Genomic DNA, 12,443 nt, shown 5'->3' with positions numbered 1-12,443 from the left:
CCGGCCTCGCGCCGCCCTTGGTGTTCCCGCCGGTCCCGGCCTCGGCCGGGTCTGGGGAGGAGGCCGGGGCGGAAGGGGACACGGAAGAGGGCCGGGAGGAGGACGGTGGGACGCCGGAGCCGCCGTCGGCCCCTGGCACGGGGGCGGCGGGTCCGCCCGCGGTACGGCGCTGCGGGTCGGGGAGGGCGTACGTCGCGGCGGCGACCGCGGCGGCGAGGAGCACGGCGAGCAGGGCGATCACGGTGGGCCGCCGCCGCGGTGGCACCCGGCTCCGCCGGGGGACGGCGGCCGCGGACGGCGCAGACTCGGGCTCGGGCGCAGGCTCGGGCTCGGGCTCGGGCTCGGGCTCGAAGCGGGTCTCGCATGCGGCTTCCGCCGCCGGGCCCGGCCGCTCCGGTTCGCTTCCGCGCAGCGCGTCGGCCCGCATCCACCGCCGGTGCAGCTCCAGCAGCTCCTGCGGGGTCGCGCCGCACAGTCTCGCCAGCCGTTCCACCGGTGCGTACTGCGCCGGTACCGCCCGGCCGTTGCAGTACCGGTGCAGTGTGGAGGTGCTGGTGTGCAGCCGGCGCGCCAGCGTGCCGTAGCTGTGCCCCGACCGCTCCTTCAGCTCCCTCAGGAAGGAGGCGAACTCCTCCGTCCCCCGTGCGGCCCCCATGGCATCCCCCTCGTCTGCGCCGTTCCGGGAGCGCGTTCCAGGCTCGCGCGTTTCCACTGGTCAGCCTAGGCGCGAACGTTCCCGCGTCCCGCTTTCCGCGGTATCTGTTGCCACCGTGTGACAGGGCGGCGCAGGCTCACGGTGACGAACCGCCGGCCCGACGAAACAGGGGGACCCGCATGACCATCCGCACACGGCACCGCCGTACCGCCACCGCCGCGGCGGTGGCGGTCGCCACCGCACTGACCGCACTGACCGCGCTGACCACCGCCGGCACGGCCCAGGCCGCCCCGGAGCGGAGCACCGCACCGGGGTTCCTCTCCGCCCGGGAGCTTCCGCCGCACCCGTTCTCGCCCTGGTACGAGGGCGAGGTCGCCCGGGGGCTTCCGGAGTTCCCGGTCTTCTGCCTGGAGGAGGCGCTGCCCGCCAGGGGCGCCTGGCACCGGCAGTTCCACACGGAGTACGACACCGGGGCCGTACAGGTCACGGTGCGTACCGCCGGCGCCGGCGCGGCCCGCAGGCTGGCCGCCGCGGCGGAGGCCTCGGTGCGCGACTGCGCGGCGGACTTCCAGGAGCGGTACCCGGGGGCGTCCGCCCGGTGGAAGGACTACGGCCGCGTCGACGTGGAGGAGGGCGCCCACGTCTACGGCGTCCACACCGCCCCGCCGGAGTCCGAGTACGGGATCCACCTGTTCGGCGTGGGCCGCGACGGGCGCACCGTCACGGTCGTCGCCTGGGGCCAGATGGGCACCTTCGAGGACGCCCCGGTGAAGGATTTCAAGAAGACGACGCGCACGGCGTTGCGCCCGCCGTCCGCTCAGTCGCGCAGCCGCCGACCGACCTCGCCCAGCGCCCGGGCCAGGACGGCGAGTTCCTCGCGGTCCAGGACGTCGATGAGCACCTCGCGCACCGCCGCCACATGACCGGGGGCCGCACCGCGCAGCAGCTCGCGCCCCTCCTCGGTGAGAACGGCGAAGACGCCGCGGACGTCGGTGGGGCAGGCGCGGCGCCGTACCAGACCGCGCCTCTCCAACTGGCCGACCTGGTAGGTCAGGCCGCTCTTGGAGGTGATCAGCCGCTCGGCCAGCTCGGTCATGCGGATCTCGCCGCCGGGGGCGTCTGCGAGGTGGACCAGGATCTCGTACTGCGGGTGGGACAGGCCCGCCTCGTCCTTGAGCTGCTGCTCCAGCCGTCGGGCGACGCGGTTGCCGGCCTCGAGGAAGCCCTGCCAGGCCGCCATCTCCAGCTCGTCCAGCCATCGGGGCTCGTTCATGCCCCCATCGTACGCGGTTGTTCAAATTCGAACCAAGCTGTACGCTCGCCACGAGCAGACGATTCGAATTTGAACCATCGGAACGGCAGAGCAGGAGAGCACCCATGGCCATCCCCACCGGCACCCTCCCCGGCACCGACGGCGCACGCGCCGGCACCGGCGCCCCGGCGTCCTCGCCCACCGCCCACGACGCCGGGCTCCTGCTGCTGCGCCTCGCCCTCGGCCTGACTATGGCCGCGCACGGCGCGCAGAAGCTGTTCGGCTGGTTCGGCGGAGGCGGCGTCGAGGGCACCGGGCAGTTCTTCGCCTCCCTCGGCTACCCGTCCCCCGAGGCGATGGCCGTCGTCGCCGGGCTGACGGAGACCGCGGGCGGCCTCGCCCTCGCCCTCGGCCTGCTCACCCCGCTCGCCGGGGCGGCCGTGCTGGGAACCATGGTCAACGCGGTGGCGGTGAAGTGGGGCGGCGGCTTCTTCGCGCCGCAGGGCGTGGAGTACGAACTCCTCCTCGCCGCGGGCGCCGCAGCGCTCACCCTCTCCGGCCCCGGCCGCTGGGCCGTGGACCGCGCCCTGCCCGTGCTCCGCTCCCACCGGCTCTCCCACGGCGCGGCCGCCGTCGTACTGGCCGTCGTCGTCGCGGGCGCGACCCTGCTGGCCCGCTCCTGATACACCCCTCCCCCGGGCTCCCCGGTACGCGCCTGCGCACGAGCCCGGGAGGCGGAGACGCAGAAGAAACGGAAGGCACCGCCATGACCGCAACCGTCCCTCCGGCCCCGCGCCCCGCGGCGGACCGCATGCCCGTGCTCTACCTCAGCCACGGCGCCCCGCCGCTGGCCGACGACGCCCTGTGGACCGCGCAGCTCGCGGACTGGTCCGCGCGGCTGCCGCGGCCGAAGGCCGTGCTGATCGTCTCCGCCCACTGGGAGTCCGCGCCGGTGACGCTGGGCGCCACCCGGACCGTGCCGCTGGTGTACGACTTCCACGGCTTCCCCGAGCACTACTACCGCGTCGCCTACCCGGCCCCGGGCGCCCCCGCCCTGGCCGCGAAGGTGCGGGCCCTGCTCGCCGGGCCGGGCACCCCGGTGCACGAGGCGCCGGACCGGGGTCTGGACCACGGCGCGTACGTGCCGCTGGCCGAGATGTACCCCGGCGCCGACGTCCCCGTGCTCCAGCTCTCGATGCCCACCCTCGACCCCGGGGAGCTGCTGCGGCTGGGCCGCAGGCTGGCCCCGCTGCGCGACGAGGGGGTGCTGATCATCGGCAGCGGCTTCTTCACCCACAACCTGCGCGGTCTGATGTGGGGCGCCGGGCCCGACGAGGCCCCGTCCTGGTCGAAGGAGTTCGACGCCTGGGGTGGCGAGGCCCTGGAGAGGGCGGACCTCGACGCCCTGCTCGACTTCGAGCACCGGGCCCCGGCGGGCCGGATCGCCCACCCGCGCACCGACCACTTCGCGCCGCTGTTCGTCTCCCTCGGGGCGGGCGAGGCCGATCTGGGCGCCCAGCGCACGGTCGTCGACGGCTTCTGGGGCGGGCTGGCCAAGCGCTCGGTGCAGTTCGGCCGAGCCGGCGCGCCCGGCCCTCAGGTGGCCGGGAGCACCACGACCCGGCCGGGGGCGGCCGGGTCGTAGGCGATGGAGTCCCCGGGCCGGTGCCAGTGGAGCGCGAAGCGGTGGCCCGCCCGGTACGCCTCCAGCGCGGCACGGCAGTAGGCCACCATGTCGCCGGGCAGCGCCTCCAGCGGGAACCAGCTCAGCTCCGAGCACTTGTCGGGCTCCGCGTTGACCGGCTCGCGCCCTTCCCCCGCCCATGCCTCGAAGAACCACCCCATCCGGGGATCCCCGGTCGGGGAGCAGTGCTGCACCACGAGGGCGACCTTCAGCTCCTCGGGCACCAGACGCAGCCCGATCTCCTCGTAAGCCTCCCGGATCACCGCCTCCCGCACGTCCTCGCCGTCCTCGGCGTGGCCGGACGGCACGTTCAGCAGGCCGTCCGCGTAACCGGTGCCCGCCCGGCGCGCGAGCAGCACCTCCTCACCGCGCCGCAGGACGAGGTGGACGTCGACGATCTCCCTGTGCCGTCTTCTGTTCCGCAGGCTCCTCATGGTGCGCGATCATCGCACCGGCCTCCAGCACCGGCGCACCCGGCGGGTACGCCTTGCGCACCGGCTCCGGGGCGCGGGAGGCCGGGAGCCCCCCGTGCCCCCGGCCTCCCCCGCGCCCGTCGCGCCTGCCGGCCCGGCCTCAGCCCACCGGCGCCGGCAGGTCCACCAGCGCGGCGAGCGCGGCGCGGTGGCGGTCGGGGGTGCCCAGCGCGATCTGGTCGGCCTTGGCGCGCTTGAGGTACAGGTGCGCCGGGTGCTCCCAGGTCATGCCGATGCCGCCGTGGAGCTGGACGCACTCCTCGGCCGCCCGTACCGCCAGCTCCCCGCAGTGGGAGGCGGCCACCGCGACGGCCACGGGGGCGTCCGGATCGCCGGTCGCGAGGGTGTCGGCGGCGTACCGGGCGGCGGCCCGCGCGCCCACCGCCTCCAGCCAGAGGTCGGCCAGCCGGTGCTTGAGGGCCTGGAACGAGCCGAGCTGCCGCCCGAACTGCCGCCGGTCCTTCAGATGGGCGACGGTGGCGGTCAGGCACCACTCGGCGATGCCGAGCTGCTCGGAGGCGAGCAGTCCGGCGCCGGTCAGCAGTGCGCGCTCCAGCGCGGCGGGGGCCCGCTCCGCACCGGCCAGCCGCCGGGCGGCGGTGCCGGTGAGCACCACGTCGGCCACCGGGCGGGTGAGGTCGAGGGAGGTGCGCGGTACGACGGACAGGGCCGCCGCGGTCGTCTCCACCGCGTACAGCCCCGGCCCGTCCCGGCCCTCGGCCGGGACGACCAGCACGTCGGCGGCCGCGGCGTCGGCGACCGAGGTGACCGTGCCGGTCAGGGTGCCCGCGCTGTCGGCCCGTACGGCGGAGGGGAAGGTGCCGGCCCCCGGCGCCGCGGAGAGCGGCACCGCCAGTGCGGCGGTGCGCTCGCCCGCGGCCAGGGACGCGAGCAGCTTCGCGGCCTCGCCGCTGTCACCGCCGCCGCCGTCCGCGCCCTCCAGGGCGAGCAGGGCGGTGGTGGCCAGGACGGCGCTGCCCAGGTACGGCGTCGGCGCCGCCGCCCGGCCCAGCTCCTCCAGCACCACGGCGGCCTCGCGCACCGAGGCCCCGGCGCCGCCCGCCTCCTCCGGCACCGCCAGGGAGGCCGCCCCCAGGTCGCGTGCGAGGGTCTGCCACAGTCCGCGGTCGTAGGGCTCGCCCGTCTCGCAGCGGCCCAGCGTGCTCTCGTGCGGGCAGCGGTCGGTGAGCAGCGCGCGGACGCTGGCGCGCAGCTCCTCCTCGATCTCCGAGTAGAGAAGGTCCGTCATCGGGCCAGCTCCTTCCAGGGGAGGTCCTTGTCGGTGCGGGGCTCGGCGGGCAGTCCCAGCACCCGCTCGGCGATGATGTTGCGCAGGATCTCCGAGGTGCCGCCCTCGATGGAGTTGCCCTTGGCGCGCAGATAGCGGTAGCCGGCCTCACGGCCGGTGAAGTCCACGGCCTCGGGCCGGCGCAGGGTCCAGTCGTCGTAGGACAGGCCCTCCTCGCCCAGCAGCTCGACCTCCAGGCCGCTGAGCTCCTGCGCCAGGCGTGCGAAGGCGAGCTTCGTCCCGGCGCCCTCGGGGCCGGGGTGGCCCGCGGCGAGCTGCTGGCGCAGCCGCTCGCCGGTGAGCCGGGCGACCTCCGCGCCGACCCAGCCCGACAGCAGCCGCTGGTGGAGGCCGTGGGTGCGCAGTTCCGGGCGCTCGCGCCAGGTGGCGGCGACCTTGCCGACCATGCCGCTCTCGCGGGGCATGCGCTGGCCGCCGATGGCGACGCGCTCGTTGTTCAGGGTGGTCTGGGCGACCTTCCACCCCTCCCCCACCGCGCCGAGCCGGTGGGCGTCGGGGATGCGGACGCCGGTGAGGAAGACCTCGTTGAACTCCGCCTCGCCGGTGATCTGGCGCAGCGGCCGCACCTCGACGCCGGGGTCGGTCATGTCGCAGACGAAGTAGGTGATGCCGCGGTGCTTGGGGACGTCCGGGTCGGTGCGGGCGATCAGGATGGCCCAGCGGGCGTTGTGCGCGCTGGACGTCCACACCTTCTGGCCGTCGACCACCCAGGAGTCGCCGTCGCGTACCGCCCGGGTGGCAAGTGCCGCCAGGTCGGAACCGGCTCCGGGCTCGCTGAACAGCTGGCACCACACCTCCTCGCCGGTCCACAGCGGGCGCAGGAAGCGCTCCTTCTGCTCCTCGGTCCCGTAGCGCAGGATCGTCGGTGCGGCCATGCCCAGGCCGATGCCGTTGCGGCCGGGGTCGTTGCCGGGGGCTCCGGCGGCGGCCAGCTCGGCGTCGACGACGGCCTGGAGGGCGCGGGGCGCGTCGAGCCCGCCGTGGCCGTGGGGGAAGTGCACCCAGGCCAGTCCCGCGTCGTAGCGGGCGCGGAGGAAGTCGAGTGGTTCGGTGACGGCCGGATCGTGCTCCGCGAGCAGCGCCTGGGTACGTCGGCGCAGTTCGTCCGGGTCGGTCACGGGGGCGTTCGCAGGGGGCACGGGATCTCCTTCACGGGCCACGACTAAGCGCTTGCTCATCCTCATGGCATACCGACCGGTACGTCAATGGCTCCGGCGCGGCGCCCGCGACGCCCGCCGCGCCCGCACCGGGTCCCGGCCGGGACCGGCGGTTTCACCGATGCGGAGCCGCGTGCTCCGGCACCACGATGCATCCGTCCGACCCCAGAAGGTCACCCCTCACACACCTGGAAAGGGTCATCATGGAGCCGCAGCAGCACGACACGACACCGGGCACGGCCACCAGACACCGCGGCGGCCCCCGCCGCCTGACGAAGCTGGGCGTGGCCCTGGCCATGGTCCTGGGCGGCGTGGGCGTCGCCCTGCCCACCGCCCAGGCCACCCAGGACTCCGGTGCCGCGCCGGCCGCCGTCCAGGCCGCCGAGAACCCCTACGAGCGCGGCCCGGACCCGACCGAGCGGAGCATCGAGGCCGCCCGCGGCCCCTACTCCGTCTCCGAGACCAGGGTGTCCTCCCTGTCGGTGACCGGCTTCGGCGGCGGGACGATCTACTACCCGACCACCACCGGCGACGGCACCTTCGGCGCGGTCGCGGTCTCGCCCGGCTACACCGCCGACCAGTCCAGCATGGCCTGGTACGGCCCCCGCCTGGCCTCGCAGGGCTTCGTGGTCTTCACCATCGACACCAACACCCGCTACGACCAGCCCGCCAGCCGCGGCGACCAGCTGCTGGCCGCGCTGGACTACCTGACCCAGCGCAGCTCGGTCCGCGGCCGCATCGACAGCGGCCGCCTGGCGGTCATGGGCCACTCCATGGGCGGCGGAGGCAGCCTGGAGGCCGCCAAGGACCGGCCGTCCCTGAAGGCCGCGATCCCGCTCACCCCCTGGAACCTCGACAAGACCTGGCGTGAGATCACCGTCCCGACCTTCATCGTCGGGGCCGACGGGGACAGCATCGCCTCGGTGCGCTCGCACGCCGAGCCCTTCTACGAGAGCCTGCCCTCCTCCACGGACCGGGCGTACATGGAGCTCAACAACGCCACGCACTTCACCCCGAACATCTCGAACACCGAGATCGCGAAGTACAGCATCTCCTGGCTGAAGCGCTTCGTGGACGACGACACCCGCTACGAGCAGTTCCTGTGCCCGCTGCCCCGGCCCAGCCTCGCCATCGAGGAGTTCCGCGGCAACTGCCCGCACTGACGCCGGGCCGGCGCCGGGACCCCGGGAGGGACGTCCGGGACCCGGCGCGAGGCGGCGGCCGCCCTTCGGCGGCCGCCGCCTGCGCGTGTCCCGCGGCCTCCTCACCGCACCCGCTCCGGGTGTGACGTGCGCCAAAGGAAGTTGGCGCACGTGCGTCCGGCAGGGCAGGGTAGAGGGTTGACGCAGCGGGACACGCACGACAGAAGGAGCCCCATGAGAATCGGCATCGTCGGAGCCACCGGCCAGGTCGGCGGAGTGATGCGCGAGATCCTGGCCGAGCGCGACTTCCCGGTGGAGCAGCTGCGGCTGTTCGCCTCGGCTCGCTCGGCAGGACGGACGCTGCCCTGGAAGGACGGCGAGATCACCGTCGAGGACGCCGCCACGGCCGACTACACGGGGCTGGACGTCGTGCTGTTCTCCGCGGGCGGCTCGACCTCGAAGGCCCTGGCCCCGAAGGTCGCCGCGGCCGGGCCCGTGGTCATCGACAACTCCTCCGCCTGGCGCCTGGACCCCGAGGTCCCGCTGGTGGTCTCCGAGGTGAACCCGCAGGCCGCCGCCGAGCGCCCCAAGGGCATCATCGCCAACCCCAACTGCACCACCATGGCCGCCATGCCGGTGCTGCGGCCGCTGCACGCCGAGGCCGGGCTGACCGCCCTGGTCGTCGCCACCTACCAGGCGGTGTCCGGAAGTGGTCTGGCCGGCGTCGCCGAGCTGGACGAGCAGACCCGCAAGGCGGTCGAGGGCGACGCCACGCGGCTGGCCTTCGACGGCTCCGCGGTCGAGTTCCCCGAGCCCGACAAGTACGTGCGGCCCATCGCCTTCAACGTGCTGCCGATGGCCGGCTCCATCGTGGACGACGGGCTGGGCGAGACCGACGAGGAGCAGAAGCTCCGCAACGAGAGCCGCAAGATCCTCGGCATCCCGGAGCTGAAGGTCTCGGGCACCTGCGTGCGCGTGCCGGTCTTCACCGGCCACTCGCTCCAGATCAACGCCCGCTTCGAGCGGCCGATCAGCCCCGAGCGCGCCCGGGAGCTGCTGGAGGGCGCTCCGGGCGTGGTCCTCTCCGAGATCCCCACCCCGCAGCAGGCGGCCGGCCAGGACCCGACCTACGTGGGCCGGATCCGCGCCGACGAGACCGCCGAGCACGGCCTGGCCCTGTTCTGCGCCGGCGACAACCTCCGCAAGGGCGCGGCGCTCAACGCCGTCCAGATCGCGGAGCTGGTCGCGGCCGAGTCCCGCTAACCGCCCCGGAGGGCCGCTCCGACAGGTACCGGCCGGCGTCGCCCGGTACGCGGCCCCGCACCCGCCGCCCGGCCCCGCCTCCCGCTGGAGGCGGGGCCGGGGCCGTTTCCGCGCCCCGCGTGGAAGCGGAGCCGGGCCGGGCCGGGCCGGGCCGGAGTCAGGCGATCCGGGCCCCGTGGTCCCGCAGCGCCTCCGTCAGCGGCTGGTAGAAGGTCTCGCCTCCCCTGGAGCAGTCCCCGCGTCCGCCGGAGGTCAGGCCGTGGCCGGTGGTGCCGGAGAACAGCGGGCCGCCGCTGTCGCCGGGCTCGGCGCAGACGTTCGTCTGGATCAGCCCGTCGACCCTGCCCTGCGGGTAGGTCACGGAGACGTTCACCGCCGTGACCTCGCCGTCGCGGACCCTCGTGGTGCTGCCGCTGCGCCGCACCTGCTGGCCGACGATGGGATCGGCGGCCCGGGTGACGGCGCGGCTGGACCCGTCGTACAGGTTCACCCGGCTCCGGTGGTCCGTACGGGCGGTGTAGCGCACCAGGGCGTGGTCGTCGCCGGGGAACTCGCTCGCCACGGTGATCCCGATGCCCGGCCCGGACCTGGTGGCGGACCAGCGGTCGAGGAGCCGGGCGCAGTGGCCCGCGGTGAGGAAGTACGGCATGCCGTTCCTGACCACGTTGAAGCCGAGCGAGCAGCGCGCGCCGTCCCCGCGCCAGATCGCGTCGCCGCCCAGGGCCATGGGGGCGAACCTCCCCTCGGCCCGCCTGAGGACCGCCATGTCGCCCCGTGCCGCCACCCGCTTCCTCAGATCGGCCAGCGCCTCCGCCCCCACCGTGCTGTCCGCGGTGACGACGACCTTGTTGAGCCGGTGGTCGACGGCGCGCGCGGTGCCGGGGGCGCTCTTGGCCGCGAGGTCCTTCTGCACGGCGCCGAGCCGGGCGAGGGAGTGCTTGACGATCCGGGGCTCGGCGCCGGCCTGCCGGACCTTCTCCGCGCTCGTCCCGCTGAGGACGTTGACCACCAGCTTGCGCGCCCTGGCGTCGTAGTAGGCGCCCGCCATGTCGTCCTTGAGGTCGCCGGAGAGGGTCGAGGCCAGCCGGCCCGCGGCGGTGGGGGTGAGCGGTCTGGGCGCGACGGGGGCCGGGGTGTCCGCGCTCGCCGGGACGAGGGGGGCGGAGAGCATCGCCGCCACGCCCACGCCCGCGACGGCGATGCGCCGCGTGAGTGTCCGTCGGTGTTCCAACACTGTGCCTCCCGTGGGGGATGGGACCGCCTGTGGGGATGCGGCCCCGGAGGAATGTCCGGCCCGGTCATCCTTTCCTCGGCCGACGGGGTTACACACGGAGAGTGCGCACACCGCACCGTAGGGTGACGACCGCCTCCGCCATCATCCCCGCACCGGCGCGGTACGGCACGCCGGGCCCGCTCGCCCCGCGCGCGGCGATCACGGACGGCAGGCACGGCAGGCACGGCAGGCACGGCAGGCACGGCAGGCACGGCAGGCACGGCGGAGCCCCCGCCCGGCGAGGCCGGACGGGGGCTCGGAAGGCGGTGAGATCAGTAGACGCTCACGCCGTAGGCGTTCAGCGCCTCCACGACCGGCTGGAAGAAGGTCGTGCCGCCGTAGGTGCAGTTGCCGCTGCCGCCGGAGGTCAGGCCGAAGGCGGTGGTGCCGTAGTACAGCGGGCCGCCGCTGTCGCCGGGCTCGGCGCAGACGTTGGTCTGGATCATGCCGTAGACGACGTCGCCGCCGCCGTAGTTGACCGTGGCGTTCAGGCCGGTGACGCGGCCGCTGTGGGTGCCGGTGGTGCTGCCGCGCCGGTAGACGGTCTGGCCCACGGACGGGTTGGCGGCACGGGTGATGTCCTGGCTGCCCACCGTGCCCGGCTTGGACTGCGAGTTGTCGTGCCGGACGAGGCCGTAGTCGTTGCCCGGGAAGCTGGAGCCGACCGTCGGACCGAGGTAGCCGGCGCTGGAGGACCAGGACGGGTAGCCGTCGGTGCAGTGGCCGGCGGTCAGGAAGTACTGCGTTCCGCTGCTGTTGCGGACGTTGAAGCCCAGCGAGCAGCGCCCGCCGCCACTGCGGTAGATGGCGTCGCCGCCGGAGATCAGCTTGTTGAACTTGCCGGGGGTGCGCTCGATGCGGATCGCTTCCGCGCCCGCGCCGGCCGTCTTCTTGATCTTGGCGATCTCGGACTGGCTGACGGTGCTGTCCACCGTGACGACCAGGGTGTTGGTCGCCTTGTCGGTGTACCAGGCGGTCCCCGCGACGTCCGCGGTCTTCATCGCCTTGTCCGCCATGGCGACCTGGGCCGCGGGCGAGGGCGAGGGGGCGGCGCTCGCCGAGGTCGGCAGGGCCATGGCCGCGGCGGCGACGACGGCGGAGGCCGCGGCGACCAGGCGGATACGGCCTCGTCTGCCGGAAGTACCGTTGGGGGCGGTGCGCTGGGTCTTCACTGGCTGTTCCTCCTGTGAAGGAAATGGGGGGAACCCGCGATGGGGCGCGGGCACGTGGAGCCGCCGGGACCCGCTGTACGACGCGTCCCTGACAAGCACCGGGACGGAGTATTCACACGTTCGATCCGTGCGCGCAAGAGTGCCGTTGCGCCAAGTTGCATCGCTCAGCGCACCGGTCACCCCGCATAACGGACGTGAGCCGCCGTCAGTCGCAGCCTCCGCAGCCGCAGTTGCAGTCGCATCCCCCACCGCCACCACCGGACCCACCCGAACTCCCCGACCCGCCCGAGCTGTTGCAGCACCTACCGCAGTTGGCACAGCACTCGCAGCAGTCCGAGCAGCCGGAGCAGTCACAGGAACGGCACAGACCCTCGCGCCTGCGCCCCGACCAAGGACCCTCGTACTCCTTGCTGCAGCAAATCCGCCCGGTGCAGAACAGCCCCGTCCACACCGCGCATCCGGCCACCGCGCCCCGGCGGCGCGACGGGCCGGGAAACGGCGTTCCGGGACGCCCCGGTCGCGGCGGGCTGACACGCGCCGCCGCGAAGGCCCGGTCCACCGCGTGTCCCGTCTCGCGGCCCAGCAGCGCCCGCACCAGTTCGGCGCCCTCCTCGTCCGCGAACTCCACGTCCCGCAGGGCCAGTCGTATGCCGCGCACGGCGTCGTCGCACAGCCTGCGCACCTCGGGCAGGGGGGTGCCGGTGGCGGTGATCGGGTTCCACACTCCCGCCTCCTCGTCCGCGGCCAGGTCCTCGACGGCGTCCAGCAGATGCGCCAGCCGCCCGAAGAGCCGCCCGGCCTCGGCCAGCGGCTCCGCGTTGCCGGGCCGCCCGGCGAGGCGGGCGGTGTGGGCGAAGGCCGCGGCGGTGGCGGTCCCGGTCGGCTCGGTGACCGCCACCAGCGAACCGCCCGGGCCCGTCGCGGCCTCCACCAGCGGCTGCCGTCCGACGGCCTCGGTCAGCACCGCGGTGTCGAAGCCCAACTCGGCCCCGGTACGCGCCCCCGCCCGGTCCCAGCCGGCCGCGACCCTGCGGGCCGCCGCGGCGACCGGACGGCGTGCCAT

At 74.7% G+C, this 12,443-nt stretch carries 12 protein-coding genes and 1 pseudogene; 5 read left to right on the top strand and 8 right to left on the bottom strand.

What is annotated here, in order from left to right:
- Positions 1-655 (bottom strand): helix-turn-helix domain-containing protein (locus ACLIYP_RS26040; RefSeq protein WP_412715552.1); only part of this gene is annotated, 655 nt, incomplete at its 3' end.
- A gap of 179 nt (positions 656-834) precedes the next feature.
- Here ACLIYP_RS26040 and ACLIYP_RS26035 point away from each other — a divergent pair.
- Complete coding sequence (locus ACLIYP_RS26035; RefSeq protein WP_412715551.1) at positions 835-1,578, top strand: hypothetical protein; 744 nt, start codon at positions 835-837, stop codon at positions 1,576-1,578.
- Here the strand turns inward: ACLIYP_RS26035 and ACLIYP_RS26030 are convergent.
- On the bottom strand, positions 1,473-1,928 hold the full coding sequence (locus ACLIYP_RS26030) for a MarR family winged helix-turn-helix transcriptional regulator (protein ID WP_093662897.1): 456 nt from the start codon (positions 1,926-1,928) through the stop codon (positions 1,473-1,475). The genes ACLIYP_RS26035 and ACLIYP_RS26030 overlap by 106 nt on opposite strands.
- A 104-nt stretch (positions 1,929-2,032) precedes the next feature.
- On the opposite strand from ACLIYP_RS26030, the gene ACLIYP_RS26025 reads away from it, so the two are divergent.
- The gene (locus tag ACLIYP_RS26025) at positions 2,033-2,590 is read left to right on the top strand and encodes a DoxX family protein (protein ID WP_412715550.1); all 558 of its coding nucleotides are present in this window, start codon (positions 2,033-2,035) and stop codon (positions 2,588-2,590) included.
- A gap of 83 nt (positions 2,591-2,673) precedes the next feature.
- Entirely contained in the window at positions 2,674-3,552 is an 879-nt protein-coding gene (locus ACLIYP_RS26020) for a dioxygenase family protein (RefSeq protein WP_412715549.1), read from the top strand.
- On the opposite strand, the pseudogene ACLIYP_RS26015 reads toward ACLIYP_RS26020, so the two are convergent.
- From ACLIYP_RS26015 to ACLIYP_RS26005, 3 genes and pseudogenes are all read right to left on the bottom strand, one after another.
- Positions 3,504-4,001, bottom strand: a pseudogene (locus ACLIYP_RS26015) (NUDIX hydrolase); the annotation flags it as partial. The gene ACLIYP_RS26020 and the pseudogene ACLIYP_RS26015 sit on opposite strands and share 49 nt — an antisense overlap.
- A gap of 163 nt (positions 4,002-4,164) precedes the next feature.
- Positions 4,165-5,313, bottom strand: coding sequence for an acyl-CoA dehydrogenase family protein (locus ACLIYP_RS26010; protein ID WP_412715548.1), 1,149 nt, complete (start codon positions 5,311-5,313; stop codon positions 4,165-4,167).
- Positions 5,310-6,491: an acyl-CoA dehydrogenase family protein gene (locus ACLIYP_RS26005; protein ID WP_412715553.1), complete on the bottom strand. Its 1,182-nt coding sequence runs from the start codon at positions 6,489-6,491 to the stop codon at positions 5,310-5,312. The genes ACLIYP_RS26010 and ACLIYP_RS26005 overlap by 4 nt, the downstream gene beginning before the upstream one ends.
- Positions 6,492-6,733: 242 nt before the next feature.
- Here ACLIYP_RS26005 and bdeA point away from each other — a divergent pair, with 242 nt between their 5' ends.
- Both bdeA and ACLIYP_RS25995 read left to right on the top strand, forming a co-directional pair.
- Entirely contained in the window at positions 6,734-7,693 is a 960-nt protein-coding gene (bdeA, locus tag ACLIYP_RS26000) for a bis(hydroxyethyl) terephthalate hydrolase (RefSeq protein ID WP_412715547.1), read from the top strand.
- Positions 7,694-7,906: 213 nt separating this feature from the next.
- Positions 7,907-8,935, top strand: coding sequence for an aspartate-semialdehyde dehydrogenase (locus tag ACLIYP_RS25995; protein ID WP_412715546.1), 1,029 nt, complete (start codon positions 7,907-7,909; stop codon positions 8,933-8,935).
- 157 nt (positions 8,936-9,092) lie between these two features.
- Here the strand turns inward: ACLIYP_RS25995 and ACLIYP_RS25990 are convergent, their stop codons facing one another.
- The 3 genes from ACLIYP_RS25990 to ACLIYP_RS25980 all read right to left on the bottom strand — a co-directional run.
- A complete protein-coding gene (locus ACLIYP_RS25990; protein WP_412715545.1) occupies positions 9,093-10,166 on the bottom strand; it encodes a S1 family peptidase in 1,074 nt (357 codons plus the stop codon).
- 314 nt (positions 10,167-10,480) lie between these two features.
- Positions 10,481-11,380 carry a S1 family peptidase gene (locus tag ACLIYP_RS25985; protein ID WP_412715544.1) on the bottom strand — a complete coding sequence of 300 codons (900 nt, stop codon included), beginning with the start codon at positions 11,378-11,380 and terminating at the stop codon, positions 10,481-10,483.
- A gap of 205 nt (positions 11,381-11,585) precedes the next feature.
- A partial coding sequence (locus tag ACLIYP_RS25980; RefSeq protein ID WP_412715543.1) for a hypothetical protein occupies positions 11,586-12,443 on the bottom strand: 858 nt, incomplete at its 5' end.

The sequence above is a fragment of the Streptomyces nanhaiensis genome (genome assembly GCF_046614825.1).
GTDB lineage: Bacteria > Actinomycetota > Actinomycetes > Streptomycetales > Streptomycetaceae > Streptomyces > Streptomyces radiopugnans.
The sequence above is the reverse complement of the archived record's forward strand: the minus strand, read 5'-3'. Positions and strand labels throughout refer to the sequence as shown.